The organism is Jiella pacifica, assembly GCF_010500815.1.
Classification (GTDB): domain Bacteria; phylum Pseudomonadota; class Alphaproteobacteria; order Rhizobiales; family Rhizobiaceae; genus Jiella; species Jiella pacifica.
In genome coordinates, this window is sequence record NZ_JAAAMG010000048.1 from 1 (window position 1) to 14291 (window position 14291).

The window sequence follows — 14291 nt, forward strand, 5'->3', positions numbered from 1 at the left end:
GTGATGGCATCTCCGAGCTTCGACAATCGAGCCGAACCGCAGCACGAGCAAGAGGTCGGCGCCGGCACGATCACCCGTTCCCGCGGCAGATGCTCCGGGAACGGCTTCTTCGAGGGGCGCTTGCGGGCGAATGCCTCGACGACCGTCGTCTTCGCCGCGGCCTGCTCGGCCGCCAGTTCGTCCTCGGTCGCGGCCGCCTGGGCGTCCTCGAGTTGCATCTCCAACTGGTCGAGGAGACGCGCCTTCTTCTCTGATCGCGTCCCATAGAGCTCGCGCTTGAGCTTCTCGATCTCCAGCGTCAGATGCGCGATCAGGGCTTCGGCACCTGATGCCGCCGCCTTAGCGCGGGCGGCGTCCGCCACGGCCTCGTCACGCTCGCGTTCGGCCGCCGCGAGGGCGGCTTTCAGGGCGGCGATGTCGTCCGGCGCGGCGGCCATGGAGGAAGGCCCGAAGCAGTTGATGACGCCATCGATTCTGCCACAAAACCCCTGCAATACAAGGCTTTTTAACTATCCAACCGCACTCGGACGCCAGGTTCTCTGGGGATGACGCCAGTCGATCCCTTCCAACAGATAGCCGAGCTGCGCCGGCGAGATCGTCACCGTGCCGTCCGCCGGCGAAGGCCAGACGAAGCGGCCCCGCTCCAGCCGCTTCGTGAACAGGCAGGCGCCCTGCCCATCGTGCCAGATTACCTTGATCAGATCGCCACGTCGGCCGCGGAATACGAACAGGTGGCCGCCCATCGGATCGCCCTTCAGCGTCTCCTGGACCAGCAGCGACAGGCCGGGAAAGCCCTTGCGCATATCGACATGCCCCGTCGCCAGCCAGACCCGAACACCGCTCGGGATCGGGATCATGCCAAGCTCTCCAGTGCCTGCACGATCCGCACCAGCGCCACCACGTCAACGTTCGGATCAGCGATGATGCGGCGACCATTGATCGTCACCACCTCCACGCGGCCACTGCTGTGCCCCGCCTTTATGTCGGGCAACTCTGGTGCCATGATCGCCGGCACGAACCCCGTCGCCCCACAGTCGCCAAGCCGGCCTTCGCGATAGGCGCGGCGCCAGGCGAATATGAGCTGTGTTCGAAATCCCATGTCGACGCGCCGTCGACGAGGCCAGCCGTGGCTCTGCCAGGCTCTCCTCGACAATCCTGATCTTCTCTTCCGAAGACCAGCGCCGCCGCCGCCCAGTCTCGACGATCTCGAGCCGTCGAACACGATGACTGTCAGTATGAATATCCATACCGACAGTCAGCTACCGGCCAACGCTCCAGGCAAGGCGGTTCCTGCCGGGTGCTTACTCAGCACATGACATTGACATGGCTCCAAGCCTTTCCCCTCGTCCGAAAGGCCCGAACTCGCGGGCTACGCCGCGATGAGCAAGATGGGATAGCGATGGCGCTTACGATTATGCCGCTGCCGGAAGAAGCCCACTGAATGGAATCACTTGATTCCGTCCAAAGGCCTTAGCGCGATAGACCGCGCTGTCTGCCTCAACAAAAAGCTTCCCAAAGTCGTGGTTTTCGCAAGCCGTCGCAACACCGATGCTGACGGTGACGTTTGCGATGTCACGGGAGAGATGAAAAACATCTGTGTCTATTGCGCTGCGGATGCGCTCGGCAATCTCTACAGCAAAATTGCCCGATGCATCAGGCATCAGCATGACGATTTCTTCGCCGCCATAGCGCGCGATGATGTCGTTGGAGCGGCTATTCGCGCGGACGGTATCTGCGACTTGGCGCAGCATCCGGTCGCCGACGCTGTGCCCCCAGCGGTCGTTGATTACTTTAAAGCGATCCACATCGATCATTAGCAATGACACCGGACGGCCTGCTCGACGGCAGTGGTCAAAAAGCACCTCGGTAGATCGATCCAGCACGCGCCGGTTTAAAAGCCCCGTCAAAGGGTCCGTCTCGGCCTCGCGTTGCAGGAGCCGAATTGCATGCCGCCGATTTTCTTCCGATGACAGAAAGTGACCCAGAACGAGAATGCCGAGGAAGTTCATAATCATGTGAAGCGGGATCGTCGCCAGAATACTGGACCCGGTCACGAACAGCGGCACGAGCGCAAGAAAGATGCTATGGACGCTGCCGACGGCAGCCAGGGCGCTCAGCCGCTTCATGTCATAGCCGCCCTGTATGCGCGGAACAAAATTAGCGAAGATTACTCCAGTCGCGGCGGCGGCCATGATCGTCAGAACGCCAACCGGCATGCCCGCGCCACCGAGCCAAATCCGGTAGACAAGCGCGCATGCAGAGGCGACACCAGCAGCCAGAGGGCCGCCAAATGCACCCACGAGCACGAGGATCACGCCGCGACCGTCAAGGATTATGCCGGGATCTATCTTCAAAGGATCAACCATGGCCAGCACTGCGCCGGAACCAAATGTGAGCCCGATGGCGATCCCGCGAGAGAGTACCGAAGCCGGCGCTCGGATCATGAAGCCGTAGGTCAACGTCACCAAAGCCAGCATTGCTACGCCGTGGACCAGAGCGAGATGGTCGCCTCCCGGCATGAATGCCAGCATCATTCCATGATCCTTCTATCTAAGGATTCAAGCAATATATGAACACTTCTTAATCAATTCTAATTAGGCGATGCCAGAATTCAATAAGATGGAGTTACGACAATCATGTCTGGCTAATTGTAAAACCGGCATCACAAATTTGCGCTTCGGAAATTTTGCAACCTGTTGTTAACATCAAAGATTGCAGGGTTATGCATAAATTAAGCTACCATCCAAAGCCGAATTTGCATCTCTGGAGTACGCAGTGTTTGGAAATATCCTCACAGGAAAAAATGGGGAGGCCGCCGACGATGCCATAACGAAGGCCCTTGCGGCTTTGCGCAGCCATATGGGGATGGAGGTCGCGTATATCTCCGAAGTGGCGGAGGGACGGGTTATTCTCAGGCATGTTGATGCGCCTGGATTTGAGCACCTGGTCCAAGTCGGGAATTCCTACCCACTCGACAGCAGCTATTGCCAGCATGTCCTTGATGGTCGCCTCCCGGAACTCATCAGAGATACGGCTGATCATCCAATTGCGCAATCGTTGCCGATTACTCACGTACTACCAATACGAGCCAATATGAGCGTCCCTTTACGTCATTATGATGGGGAGCCGTTCGGGATGTTTTGCTGTCTAAGTCCCCACCCGAATAAATCTCTCAACGAACGCGATCTGCAGGTGATGCGGGTGTTTGCAGACATGGCTGCAAATCAGATAAGCCGCAGTATCAATGTCCAGCGTGAAATTGATCAAAAGCGGTTCAGCATCGAGAAGATTATCCACGGCGACGATTACAAATTTCTCTACCAACCGATCTGGAACTTTCGATCATCACGCCCGGTCGGGTTTGAGGCGCTTTGCCGCTTTACCGCCGAACCCTACCGAACACCCGACCTATGGTTTCATGATGCCGCCGAGGTGGGTTGTGGAGCAAGATTAGAGATGGCTGCGATCGGCAAGGCCTTGAACGCTCTTCACGCGCTTCCTGAAGATACGTTTCTATCCATCAATGCCTCTCCAGAGACCATCATGAGCGATGCGTTTCAAAAATTATTCATCGACCAACCAAATCATCGTCTAGTCGTAGAGGTCACAGAGCATGCCTTGGTCGATGATTACACGAAGCTGCGGCGAGCAATCGATGAGCTGAGAGCCAAGGGCATTCGCCTTGCCATCGATGATGCTGGTGCGGGTTATTCAAGCCTTCAGCATATTTTGCATCTAAACCCAGACATCATCAAGTTGGACATGGCGCTTACTCGCTCCGTGGATATAGACCCCGCACGCCGGGCTCTCGCTTCGGCTTTGATTTTCTTCGGACATGAAACGGGATGCGTTATCGTAGCGGAAGGGATCGAAACACAAGCTGAACTTGACACTTTGCGTGTCTTGGGTGTCCCGAGAGGGCAAGGCTATTTTCTAGGCCGCCCCATGGCTCTGCCTGATGTGTTGCGGCTGACCGATTCGTCATCTCAAATGTTGAAATGATTCTCAACAGAGTCCGTTTGAGAATGGTCTCCATGGCTGATGCGTCGCAGCAGGATGCTTCCCATGGCGACGTGGATCATGGCTTCGGAGATGTCGATGCCCTGTTCGTAGTCACGCACGAGGCTTCGCCAGCGGATCATCCATCCGAGGGTCCGTTCGACCACCCATCGGCGGGGCACGACCTTGAAGCCTTCCTCCTTGTCGATCCGGCGCACTCACGGGGTGATCGCCACTTTGAGGACGCCGTCGCGCTGGTTGGCGAAAAGGTAGTAGGCCTCCTCGATATCTTCCAGCTTGTAACGATGGGTCACGAGCGGCCGCGTGTCGAGCCGCGAGGATGCGATGACCGACATCAGCCGTCGCATGCGCTCCTTGCCGCCTGGGCAGAGCGTGGTCACGATCTTGTGGTCGCCGAGCCCGGCGGCGAATGCTCCGAGCGGGATCACGAGGTCCGAGGAATAGACGCCGAGCGAGGCAAGCGTCCCGCCGGGACGCAGGATCCGCAACGCACCCTCGAAGGTTTCCTGGCGGCCGAGCGCCTCGATCGCGACGTCGACGCCGCGACCGTCTGTCAGTGCCATGATCTGCTCCACCACGTCGCCCTTGGTGAAGTCGACCACGTGGTCGGCGCCCATCTTGCGAGAGATCTCCATGCGGGCCGGAACCGATTCCACGGCGATGATCGTCGTCGCGCCCATCAGCTTGGCGCCGGCTGTCGCGCAGAGACCAATCGGACCCTGAGCAAAGACGGCCACCGTGTCGCCGATCTTCACCGTGCCGCTCTCGGCGCCGGAAAAGCCCGTCGACATGATGTCCGGACACATCAGAACCTGCTCGTCGGTCAGGCCGTCCGGGATCGGCGCAAGATTGGTCATTGCGTCCGGGACCAGAAGATACTCGGCCTGAGCGCCGTCGATCGTATTGCCGAAGCGCCAGCCGCCCATCGGCTTGAAGCCGTGCCTCGTCCCCGCGCCGTCCTGGGAATGGCAGCCGCACAGGCAGGCGTTGGAGTGACCGCTCGGCGTAATCGCGCCCGCGATCACGCGCTGGCCTTCGGTATAGCCGGCAACGGCAGAGCCGAGCTTCTCGATCACGCCGACCGGCTCGTGGCCGATGGTGAGACCCCGTTGGACGGGATATTCGCCTTTCAGGATGTGTACGTCGGTGCCGCAGATCGTGGTGGTCGTGATCCGGATCAGGGCGTCGAGCGGGCCGACGTCCGGGATTGTCTTGTCTTCCAGCACGATTCGGTTCGGCTCGACGAAGACGGCCGCTTTCATCATCGTCATGGCTGCTCTCCACGGATGGCCGGCAGCGAATGCGCCGGCTCTTCATGGCGCCTACACTCGTCTACCCATGCCCGTGGTGGCATTGACCTCGATCAATTCGCCGGACTGATCAAGCTGACAAAGTGGCGTGAGCACAAACATGCGAGCTCGTCTCGGCGTTTCAGCCGCCAAGGCGATGCTCATCCATAGTCCTGTTTATCGTATATAAAACTTACTTGTTTGCGGGTATCCGCATCGGTAGTTTCGGACTCAACGGGACGGTTCGAAGGCAAGCCCAGCGAAGGGAATATCAGTGAAGAGAGGGCCCACATACGTCCTTGCGGCGATTGTTCTGATTGCGGCCGTCGCCGCCTATTTCGCCTGGGACCGCGTCAATGCACCCGCATTGCCCGAGGGGATTGTCAGTGCGAATGGCCGGATCGAGGCAACGGAAATCGATATCGCGGCCCTGACAGGGGGGCGGATTGCCGAGATCACGGCGAATGAGGGGGACTTCGTCAAGGCTGGCGCCGTTCTCGTCCAAATGGACGTCATCCAGCTCAACGCCCAGAAGCGCGAAGCCGAGGCACAGTTGCGCCGCGCCAGGATCGCGGTCGACACGGCCAGGACAATGATCACCAAGGCCAAAGCGGAGAAGCGTGCCGCCGTCGCCAACGTCGATCAGGCGAAAGCGGTCGCCTACGCGGCGGCGCAGAAACTGTCGCGCTCTCGGCGTCTTCTTCAGACGAACGCGACCTCCCAGCAGACGGTCGACGACGACGAGGCGCGGGATCGTCAGGCAAAGGCGGGCATTGCCTCGGCCGAGGCTTCGGATGCCGCCGCTCAGGCCGGGATCAATTTCGCCGAGGCGCAGAAGATCGACGCCGAAGCCGCGGTCGAGGCCGCGCAGGCATCGATCGACTCGATCACCGCCTCGATCGACGATGCGACGCTGGTGTCACCCCGTGACGGTCGGATCCAGTACCGCATCGCACAGGAAGGCGAGATCGTCGCCTCGGGTGGCCGTATCCTCAGCCTCGTCGACCTCACCGATGTCTACATGACGATTTTTCTTCCCACCTCCGAGGCCGGTCGGCTGAAGCTCGGATCCGAGGTGCGACTGGTCCTCGATGCCGCGCCCGACATCGTCATCCCGGCGGTGGTCAGCTACGTGGCGGACGTCGCACAGTTCACCCCGAAGACGGTCGAAACCGCCGACGAGCGCGAAAAGCTCATGTTCCGAGTCCGTGCGAGGATCGATCCGAAACTGCTCACCCGCTACATCGACTACGTCAAGACCGGCCTGCCCGGCATGGCCTATCTGCGGCTCGATCCCTCCGCCGAGTGGCCGGAAACTCTTGCCAATGTCGCACAATGACGGAGGCAGACCATCGCTCCGTCGCGTCGGTTGCGGGTCTGACTTTGCGCTACGGCAAGGTCACGGCGCTGAAGCATGTGACGCTGGACATACCCGCCGGGATCATGGTCGGGCTGATTGGCCCCGACGGCGTGGGAAAGTCCAGCCTTCTATCTCTTCTGGCCGGTGCACGCGAAATTCAGGACGGGACCGTTTCGGTACTGGGCGGCGACATGCGAGACGCCGGGCACCGGCGTCTGGTCTGCCCGCGCATCGCCTATATGCCGCAGGGTCTGGGCAAGAACCTCTATTCCACGCTTTCGGTCGAAGAGAATCTCACCTTCTTCGGCAGCCTCTTCGGCCATGACGAAGCCGAACGGGAGCGTCGCATCACCGAGCTTTTGGCGGCGACCGGGATGGCGTCTTTCCGCGATCGACCGGCCGCAAAGCTCTCGGGCGGCATGAAGCAGAAGCTCGGCCTGTGCTGCGCCCTGATCCACGACCCCGATCTGTTGATCCTCGACGAGCCGACGACGGGCGTCGACCCTCTGTCGCGCCGCCAGTTCTGGGACCTGATCGACAGCATCCGCCTGTCGCGCCCCACCATGAGCGTCATAACGGCCACGGCCTATCTGGAGGAGGCGGCCCGTTTCGACTGGCTGGTGGCGATGAATGCCGGGGAGGTGCTGGCGACGGGCACGGCCGCCGACCTTCTGGAACGCACCGGCGCCCCCGATCTCGACCGCGCCTTCATCGCGCTTCTGCCGGGTGAGGCTGGCGACGGCGACCGGGGCGTCGTGATTCCGCCGCGTGATCCAGGCGAGAGCGAGATCGCCATCGAGGCCGAACATCTAACCCAGAAATTCGGGGACTTCGTCGCGGTCGACGACGTCAGCTTCCGCATCGCCAAGGGCGAGATCTTCGGGTTTCTCGGCTCCAATGGCTGCGGCAAGACAACGACGATGAAGATGCTGACGGGCCTGTTGGAGCCCACCAATGGAACGGCCAAATTGTTCGGCCAGGAGGTCGATGCCAGCGACATGGCGGTGCGCAGCAGGGTCGGCTTCATGAGCCAGGCCTTCTCGCTCTATTCCGAACTGACGGTTCGCCAGAATCTGGAACTGCACGCCCGGCTCTTTTCGCTGGAGGAAGCCCGGATCCCCGCCCGCGTGGAGGAGATGATCGAGAGGTTCGGTCTTGAAGACGTGGAGCACGCGCTGCCCCAGGCCTTGCCGCTCGGCATCCGCCAGCGCCTGTCCCTTGCGGTCGCGCTCATCCACGGCCCGGAGATCCTGATCCTCGACGAGCCGACCTCCGGCGTCGACCCCGTCGCCCGCAACGGATTCTGGCGCATTCTGGGTGAGTTGTCGCGCAAGGACGGCGTGACCATCTTCGTGTCGACCCATTTCATGAACGAAGCGGAATGGTGCGACCGTATCTCGCTGATGCATGCTGGCAAGGTGCTGGTCAGCGACACGGCGGAGGCGATCAAGGCGTCGAAGGGCCTCGACACCCTCGAAGAAGCGTTTATCGCCTATCTGAAGGAGGCCATGAACGCCGGCGGCTCGGCCGAGCCCGATGAAACGGTGAGACCCGCTGGCGCCGGCGGTCCTGCATCCGCGCTCGAGCAGAAGCAGGGCTTCAGCCTGCGCCGTCTGCTCAGCTATTCGCGCCTTGAAAGCCTGCAGCTGCGGCGCGATCCGATCCGACTGGCGATGGCGCTCGTCGGCAGCCTGATCCTGATGGTCGTCATCGGCCTCGGCATCAACCTCGATGTCGAAGACCTGACCTTCGCGGCTCTCGACCGTGACCAGACCACCGTGAGCCGAGGCTATATCGCGGATATCGCCGGTTCGCGCTATTTCATCGAACGGCCTCCGCTTCAAAGCTATGCCAATATAGACGCAAGAATGCAATCGGGCGAGATCAATCTGGCGATCGAGATTCCGCCCGGCTTCGCAGCCGACGTCGCGCGCGGCCGCAAGGTGGAAATCGGCGCCTGGTTCGACGGCGCCAATCCGAACCGCGCGAACACGGTTCAGGGCTATATCCAGGGAATGCACGCCGACTGGATCTCCGGCAAGATGCGCGAAGCCTTGGGCTCAGCGGCTCTCAGCGGCAATTTCGAGCTTGTCACCCGCTACCGATACAATCCGGACGTCAAGAGCATCGTCGCGATGGTGCCGGCGGTGCTGCCCATCCTGCTTCTGATGATCCCGGCGATCCTGACGACGCTGTCGGTCGCCCGGGAAAAGGAGCTCGGCTCGATCATCAACTTCTACGTCACACCGGTGACGCGCCTCGAATTCCTTTTTGGCAAGCAACTACCCTACATCGCGCTCGCCATGGTCAACTTCCTTTTGATGATGGCGATGGCGGTTTTTGTCTTCCAGGTGCCGTTTACCGGCAGTTTCTTCGGCTTTGCCCTTTCCGCGCTGATCTATGTCACGGCCAGCACCGCGCTCGGCTTCCTCGTTTCCGTCTTCATCTCCAGCCAGGTGGCGGCTCTCTTCGCCACAGCGCTTCTGACCATGATTCCGGCGGTGCAGTATTCCGGTGTGATCGATCCGGTGTCGTCCCTGCAAGGGTTCGGGCGGGTGATCGGCGAGATCTACCCGACCACCCGGTTCGTCACCGCGGCTCGCGGCGCTTTTTCGAAGTCCTTCGACCTCGCCCAAATGATCCAGCCGATGTTGGCGATGGCGCTGTCGGTCCCAGTCATCCTGGGATTCTGCGTGATCTTTCTGAAGAAGCAGGAGGGGTAACGCCATGAAGCTCGATAACGTGCGGAATCTCGGGGTGAAGGAGTTGCGCGGGCTTTCGCGCGACTGGATGATGCTGTTTCTGATCGCCTATTCCTTCAGCCTGTCGGTGTGGACTTCGGCAAATTCCAGCCCCGAAACGCTAAGCAAGGCCGCCATCTCCATTGTCGACGAGGACCAGTCGCATCTGTCGTCGCGCATTCTGTCGGCCTTCTATCCGCCCTATTTCGTACCGCCGCACATCATTTCGGCGGCCGAGGTCGACCGCCGGATGGATGCGGGTCTCGATACCTTCGCGCTGAACATTCCGCCGGATTTCGAGCGCGACGTGCTGGCGGGCAAATCGCCCGCGATCCAACTTAATATCGACGCCACGCGCATGAGCCAGGCGTTTACCGGCGCCGGCTATGTCAGCCAGATCGTGTCCAGCGAGGTGTCTGAATTTGCCGCAGGCCACCGCGCGCAAGCGGCAACGCCGGTGGGGCTGTCTTTGCGAGCACGCTACAATCCGTCCCTCGATCCGACCTGGTTCGGCGCGATTTCCAGCGTGATCCAGTCGATCACCATGCTGTCGCTGATTCTGACCGGGGCGGCTCTCATCCGGGAAAAGGAGCATGGCACGGTCGAGCATCTCCTGGTCATGCCGGTGACGGCGACCGAGATCATGCTGTCCAAGGTCTGGTCCATGGGGCTTGTGGTGCTGCTCGGATCGGCTTTTTCACTGGTGATCGTCGTCGAGACGCTGATGGCGGTGCCTGTCGCCGAATCGGTTCCGCTGTTCCTGGGGGGGGCGGTGCTGATGCTGTTCGCGATGACGTCGCTCGGCATCTTCATGGCGACCGTGGCCGGCACCATGCCCCAGTTCGCTCTTTTGATGATGATGGTCCTGCTGCCGTTGCAGGTGCTGTCGGGCGCGCTGACGCCGCGCGAATCCATGCCCGAGATCATTCAGTTCATCATGCTGGCGGCGCCCAACACCCATTTCGTCATTCTGTCGCAGGCGATCCTGTTCCGGGGCGCCGGTATTGATGTCGTCTGGCCTCAGTTCGCGGCGCTGGGGCTGATCGGGACCGTGCTGTTCTGGCTGGCGCTGCGCAGATTTCGAGGCTTCCTAAAGTAGAGGGGTTACCGATGGCAACAGAAGAGTACGCCTCCGCGTAGTCAGCGGGAAGCTGATTTTTTCTGTTTCGAGCGATTTTGGCTTGCGTCTTCCTGCTTTACCCGCTGGCGAGTTGTGGCGAGGTCATGGACAAGGTGCCGGTGGGGTAGGGGCAGGTCTTCCGCGAGTTGCGGTCCATTGTGGTATCTTTGCAACCGATAGCCGGGAACAAACCGCATAACACTTTCCCGGAAGATCAAAAGCGTCACGGCGTATGTAGGAGTAACGGGGGTGTTGAGGGGTTTGGTGCGTACGGCGTGACGCATGAGCTGCGTCAGGCAGCCCGTTCGTCGGATACATCGCCTGTTGCCAGTTCCACGGCAGCAGCTCGTCGAGGCGGGTCTGCGGCGTGTCGGCGGTGCGGGCGAGGACGTCGGCGAGCCAAGCGTGTGGATCTACGTCGTTGAGCCTGGCCGTGGCGATCAGGGTCAGGAAGGATTGGCTCGCCTGTGCGCCTCAGCCATAAGGCGTGCCGGGACGATTGATCGGTTCTCTATCAGTGCGTCGAGCGTGAAGAATGCCCGCTAGAGCGTGATGAGTTTAAGTTCGTCCATAGCCTGAATTGACGAGATAGTTGCGGCATTCGTCTTGGGTCACGTCCCGCAGGATCTCGCCCACGGCGTTGCAGAGGTCCTCGCGGGTTCGCTTGGCGGCTTTTCGCATGAAGTGTTTGAGCTTGGCGAAGAGTTGCTCGATCGGATTAAAGTCAGGAGAGTATTTCGGCAGAAACAGCAGCTTTGCGCCAACCGCCCGATGGCGCGGCGGGCCGCCTTGTTTTTGTGGCTGCCGAGATTGTCGAGGATGACGATGTCTCCTGGCTTGAGGGTCGCGACGAGCACTTTCTCAACATAGAGGAGGAAGCGTTCGCCATTGATCGCCCCGTCGATCAGCCAGGGTGCGGTCACGCCATGCTCACGCAGTGCCGCGATGAAGGTGGAGGTCTTCCAGTGGCCGAACGGAGCCTTGTCGCGCAGCCTTTGACCCCGTGGTGCCCAGCCGCGCAGCGGAGCCATGTTCGTTTTGGTCCAGGTTTCATCGATGAAGACAAGGCGGGAGGGATCGATCCGTCCGCGATACTTCAGCCACTGTTCGCGTCGGCGTGCGACGTCGGGGCGGTCCTGTTCGCTGCCGAGCAACGTCTTTTTTTGAAAGACAGGTTCTCTGCGTGGACGAACTCCCACACCGAGCGATAGTCGACGTTCAGGTCGCGCTCTTCGGCCAGTTCCTTGACCAAACCGCGCAGCGTGAAGGCCTTTTCGGCGCAACGCTGGCGCAGCCACTCGGCATGGCCGCCGGAAATCTTCTTCGGCTTGTGCCCGCCATCTGGCCGGGTGCAAAGCTGCCGCTCTCCTCAAAGCGCCCGACCCAGTTGATCGCCGTGCTCACGGCGACACCAAACCGGTGGGCAGCCTGGTTGCGCGACATCCCTTCCTGCGTCACCGCTGAAACCACCCGGGCGCGCAGATCCTGGCCTGCCCCTACCGGGTGGTCCGGGGTAAATCTTAGTGCATTGTCGGCCTTTTCGCCATGGTTGGTGTAGCCGGAGACGCCGGTTCGTTGAGCGGCGCCGGCCATTGAACGACCTGCGGAGCAGGCGGTCGGTAGCCGAGCGACGAATGCGGACGCTCCGTGTTGTAGTGACGGCGCCAGTTTTCGATCACGACCTTTGCCTCGGCGAGCGAGTAGAAGATCTCACCGTTCAGAAGCTCGTCGCGGAGCTTGGAATTGAAACTCTCGCAATAGCCGTTCTCCCAGGGACTGCCGGGCTCGATGAACGCGGTCTTCGCACCGACTGCGACGATCCATTCCCTGACGGCTTTCGCGATGAACTCGGGACCATTGTCCGACCGAACATGTCCGGGCGGACCGCGCAAGATGAACAGGTCCGTCAGAACATCGATGACATTGATCGAGTTCAGCTTCCGGTCGATCCGGATCGCCAGGCTTTCGCGTGTGAACTCGTCGATGACGTTCAGCATACGGAACTTCCTACCGTCATGGGTCCGGCTCTCCACAAAGTCATAGGACCAGACGTGGTTGGGATAGAGCTATGGCGGAATGTGGGTGATGACGGCCTGAGGAGGGCGGCGTATCGAGGCGGGTGCTGAGCCTGCCAGAACCTCTCAAGGAGAGCGATACGCCATGAGTACAGATAGCACCGTTGTTGCCTTTCAACATCCCGACGACGTCGACGATCCCCTGACCTCGGTGTTGCGCGAAGGCGCCCGCCGACTGCTGGCCGAGGCGATCGAGGCGGAAGCCGAAGCGTTTTTGGCCGCGATGAAGGAGGAGCGGCTTGCCGACGGCCGGGCCCGTTTCGTGCGCCACGGGCACGGTCCGGAGCGGACGATCCAGACGGGGATCGGCGCGGTGCCGGTGAAGCGGGCGAAGGTTCGCGACCGCGGTCCGGACGAGGCGGCTGGCATAGCAGGTGAGCGCGTCACGTTCACCTCGGCGATCCTGCCGAAGTGGGCGCGTCGCACGAAGAGCCTCGATGCCCTGTTGCCGGTCCTCTACCTGCGCGGCATCTCGAGCGGCGATTTCCAGGAGGCCCTGGCAGCGCTGCTCGGCAAGGATGCGCCAAACCTGTCGCCTTCGGTTATCTCTCGCCTGAAAGAGGACTGGCAGGGCGAATACGAGCGATGGAAGCGTCGCGATCTGTCGGCGCGCCGCTACGTCTACATCTGGGCCGATGGCGTCTACCTGCAGGCGCGCATGGAGGACAATGCCGCCTGCATGCTGGTCATCGTCGGCGCGACACCCGAGGGCAAGAAGGAGCTTGTCGGCTTTCAGGTGGGCGTGCGCGAGAGTGCCCAGAGTTGGCACGAACTCCTCATCGACCTGAAGAAACACGGCCTTAGCGTGGCGCCCGAGATCGCCGTCGGCGACGGCGCCATGGGCTTCTGGAAAGCGCTCGACGAGATCTTTCCCTCTACGAGGCACCAGCGCTGCTGGGTCCACAAGATCGCCAACGTGCTGAACAAGGTCCCGAAGTCGGTGCAGCCGAACATGTTGGCCGATCTGCGCGAGGTCCGCGACGCGCCGAACCGGGCGAGCGCCGAGGTGGCCATCGCGGTCTTCCAGGAGAAATACGGCGCCAAATATCCCAAGGCCGCCCTATGCCTGGCAAAGGACCGCGAACCGCTCCTGGCCTTCTTCGACTTCCCGGCCGAACACTGGGACCATCTTCGAACCGCCAACCCGATCGAGAGCGTCTTTGCTACCGTCCGGCACCGAACCGTGCGCACCAAGGGCGCCCTGTCGCACGACACCGCCCGCCTGATGGTCTTCAAGCTCGTCATGGCCGCCGGAAAGACCTGGAGAAGGCTGAAAGGCGAAAACCGCTTGCCGATGGTCATCGCCGGCGTCAAATTCACCGACGGCGTCCCGGTCACCGCGGCCGCCGATCAACGCGCCGCCTGATCGGCCCCATCACCCAATTCCGACCATAGCTCGTTGGGATACTCCGGTCGCAGACGGATGCACGCGCCGTCATTCAGCCAGAGCCGACCTTTCTTCGGTTGCTTCTGCGGGACTTTGAGCCCTTCCCGACGCCAGATCCGTTCGACACGTTTGACGTTTACCGTCCAGCCTTCGCTCTTCAGCAATGCGGCGATCTGAGGTGGTCCCGGTTTCCCGGCTCTTCCGCAGATTGTGTGGTCATGAGGCTTTGCGACTCTTTCTGACACCGCAGATGATGCGGTGGAGAAGGCATGCTTCAGATATCCATGGTTCCCGGCTGC

At 61.1% G+C, this 14291-nt stretch carries 10 protein-coding genes and 6 pseudogenes; 5 read left to right on the forward strand and 11 right to left on the reverse strand.

The features are described from left to right. The 5 genes and pseudogenes from GTK09_RS26575 to GTK09_RS26590 all read right to left on the reverse strand — a co-directional run. A partial coding sequence (locus GTK09_RS26575; protein WP_203561226.1) for an IS66 family transposase occupies nucleotides 1-437 on the reverse strand: 437 nt, incomplete at its 3' end. 72 nt (nucleotides 438-509) lie between these two features. Further along, nucleotides 510-857, reverse strand: a complete 348-nt coding sequence (tnpB, locus tag GTK09_RS26580; protein ID WP_163466413.1) for an IS66 family insertion sequence element accessory protein TnpB — start codon at nucleotides 855-857, stop codon at nucleotides 510-512. Next, nucleotides 854-1099: a hypothetical protein gene (locus GTK09_RS28085; RefSeq protein WP_312869971.1), complete on the reverse strand. Its 246-nt coding sequence runs from the start codon at nucleotides 1097-1099 to the stop codon at nucleotides 854-856. The genes tnpB and GTK09_RS28085 overlap by 4 nt, the downstream gene beginning before the upstream one ends. Before the next feature lie 37 nt (nucleotides 1100-1136). Then, a pseudogene (locus GTK09_RS28220) lies at nucleotides 1137-1247 on the reverse strand (IS66-like element accessory protein TnpA); the annotation flags it as partial. Nucleotides 1248-1412: 165 nt separating this feature from the next. Beyond that, the gene (locus tag GTK09_RS26590) at nucleotides 1413-2534 is read right to left on the reverse strand and encodes a GGDEF domain-containing protein (RefSeq protein ID WP_163466414.1); all 1122 of its coding nucleotides are present in this window, start codon (nucleotides 2532-2534) and stop codon (nucleotides 1413-1415) included. Between the two features lie 241 nt (nucleotides 2535-2775). Between GTK09_RS26590 and GTK09_RS26595 the strand changes: the two genes are divergently transcribed. Beyond that, nucleotides 2776-4002 (forward strand): sensor domain-containing phosphodiesterase, encoded by a 1227-nt coding sequence (locus tag GTK09_RS26595; protein WP_312869972.1) that lies wholly within the window; start codon nucleotides 2776-2778, stop codon nucleotides 4000-4002. On the opposite strand, the pseudogene GTK09_RS28225 reads toward GTK09_RS26595, so the two are convergent. Then, nucleotides 3987-4217, reverse strand: a pseudogene (locus tag GTK09_RS28225) (transposase); the annotation flags it as partial. The gene GTK09_RS26595 and the pseudogene GTK09_RS28225 overlap by 16 nt on opposite strands. Next, nucleotides 4218-5291, reverse strand: coding sequence for an NAD(P)-dependent alcohol dehydrogenase (locus GTK09_RS28230; protein WP_163466415.1), 1074 nt, complete (start codon nucleotides 5289-5291; stop codon nucleotides 4218-4220). Between the two features lie 292 nt (nucleotides 5292-5583). Here GTK09_RS28230 and GTK09_RS26610 point away from each other — a divergent pair, with 292 nt between their 5' ends. Genes GTK09_RS26610 through GTK09_RS26620 form a run of 3 tightly spaced genes read left to right on the forward strand, consistent with a single transcriptional unit; the run spans nucleotide 5584 to nucleotide 10509 of the window. Beyond that, a complete protein-coding gene (locus GTK09_RS26610; protein ID WP_163466416.1) occupies nucleotides 5584-6648 on the forward strand; it encodes an HlyD family secretion protein in 1065 nt (354 codons plus the stop codon). Continuing rightward, the gene (rbbA, locus tag GTK09_RS26615) at nucleotides 6645-9392 is read left to right on the forward strand and encodes a ribosome-associated ATPase/putative transporter RbbA (protein WP_163466417.1); all 2748 of its coding nucleotides are present in this window, start codon (nucleotides 6645-6647) and stop codon (nucleotides 9390-9392) included. Before GTK09_RS26610 ends, rbbA begins: the two co-directional genes overlap by 4 nt. A 4-nt stretch (nucleotides 9393-9396) precedes the next feature. Further along, on the forward strand, nucleotides 9397-10509 hold the full coding sequence (locus tag GTK09_RS26620) for an ABC transporter permease (RefSeq protein WP_163466418.1): 1113 nt from the start codon (nucleotides 9397-9399) through the stop codon (nucleotides 10507-10509). Between the two features lie 345 nt (nucleotides 10510-10854). Here GTK09_RS26620 and GTK09_RS26625 read toward each other — a convergent pair. The 3 pseudogenes from GTK09_RS26625 to GTK09_RS26635 form a co-directional block, all read right to left on the reverse strand. Then, nucleotides 10855-10974 (reverse strand): annotated as a pseudogene (locus GTK09_RS26625) (transposase domain-containing protein); the annotation flags it as partial. A 114-nt stretch (nucleotides 10975-11088) separates the two neighbouring features. Beyond that, nucleotides 11089-12012, reverse strand: a pseudogene (locus GTK09_RS26630) (IS630 family transposase). Nucleotides 12013-12050: 38 nt separating this feature from the next. Further along, nucleotides 12051-12590 (reverse strand): annotated as a pseudogene (locus GTK09_RS26635) (IS3 family transposase); the annotation flags it as partial. A 100-nt stretch (nucleotides 12591-12690) separates the two neighbouring features. Between GTK09_RS26635 and GTK09_RS26640 the strand changes: the two are divergent. Then, nucleotides 12691-13971 (forward strand): IS256 family transposase, encoded by a 1281-nt coding sequence (locus GTK09_RS26640; RefSeq protein WP_163466419.1) that lies wholly within the window; start codon nucleotides 12691-12693, stop codon nucleotides 13969-13971. 20 nt (nucleotides 13972-13991) lie between these two features. On the opposite strand, the pseudogene GTK09_RS26645 reads toward GTK09_RS26640, so the two are convergent. Further along, a pseudogene (locus GTK09_RS26645) lies at nucleotides 13992-14165 on the reverse strand (IS3 family transposase); the annotation flags it as partial. Nucleotides 14166-14291 lie beyond the last annotated feature (126 nt).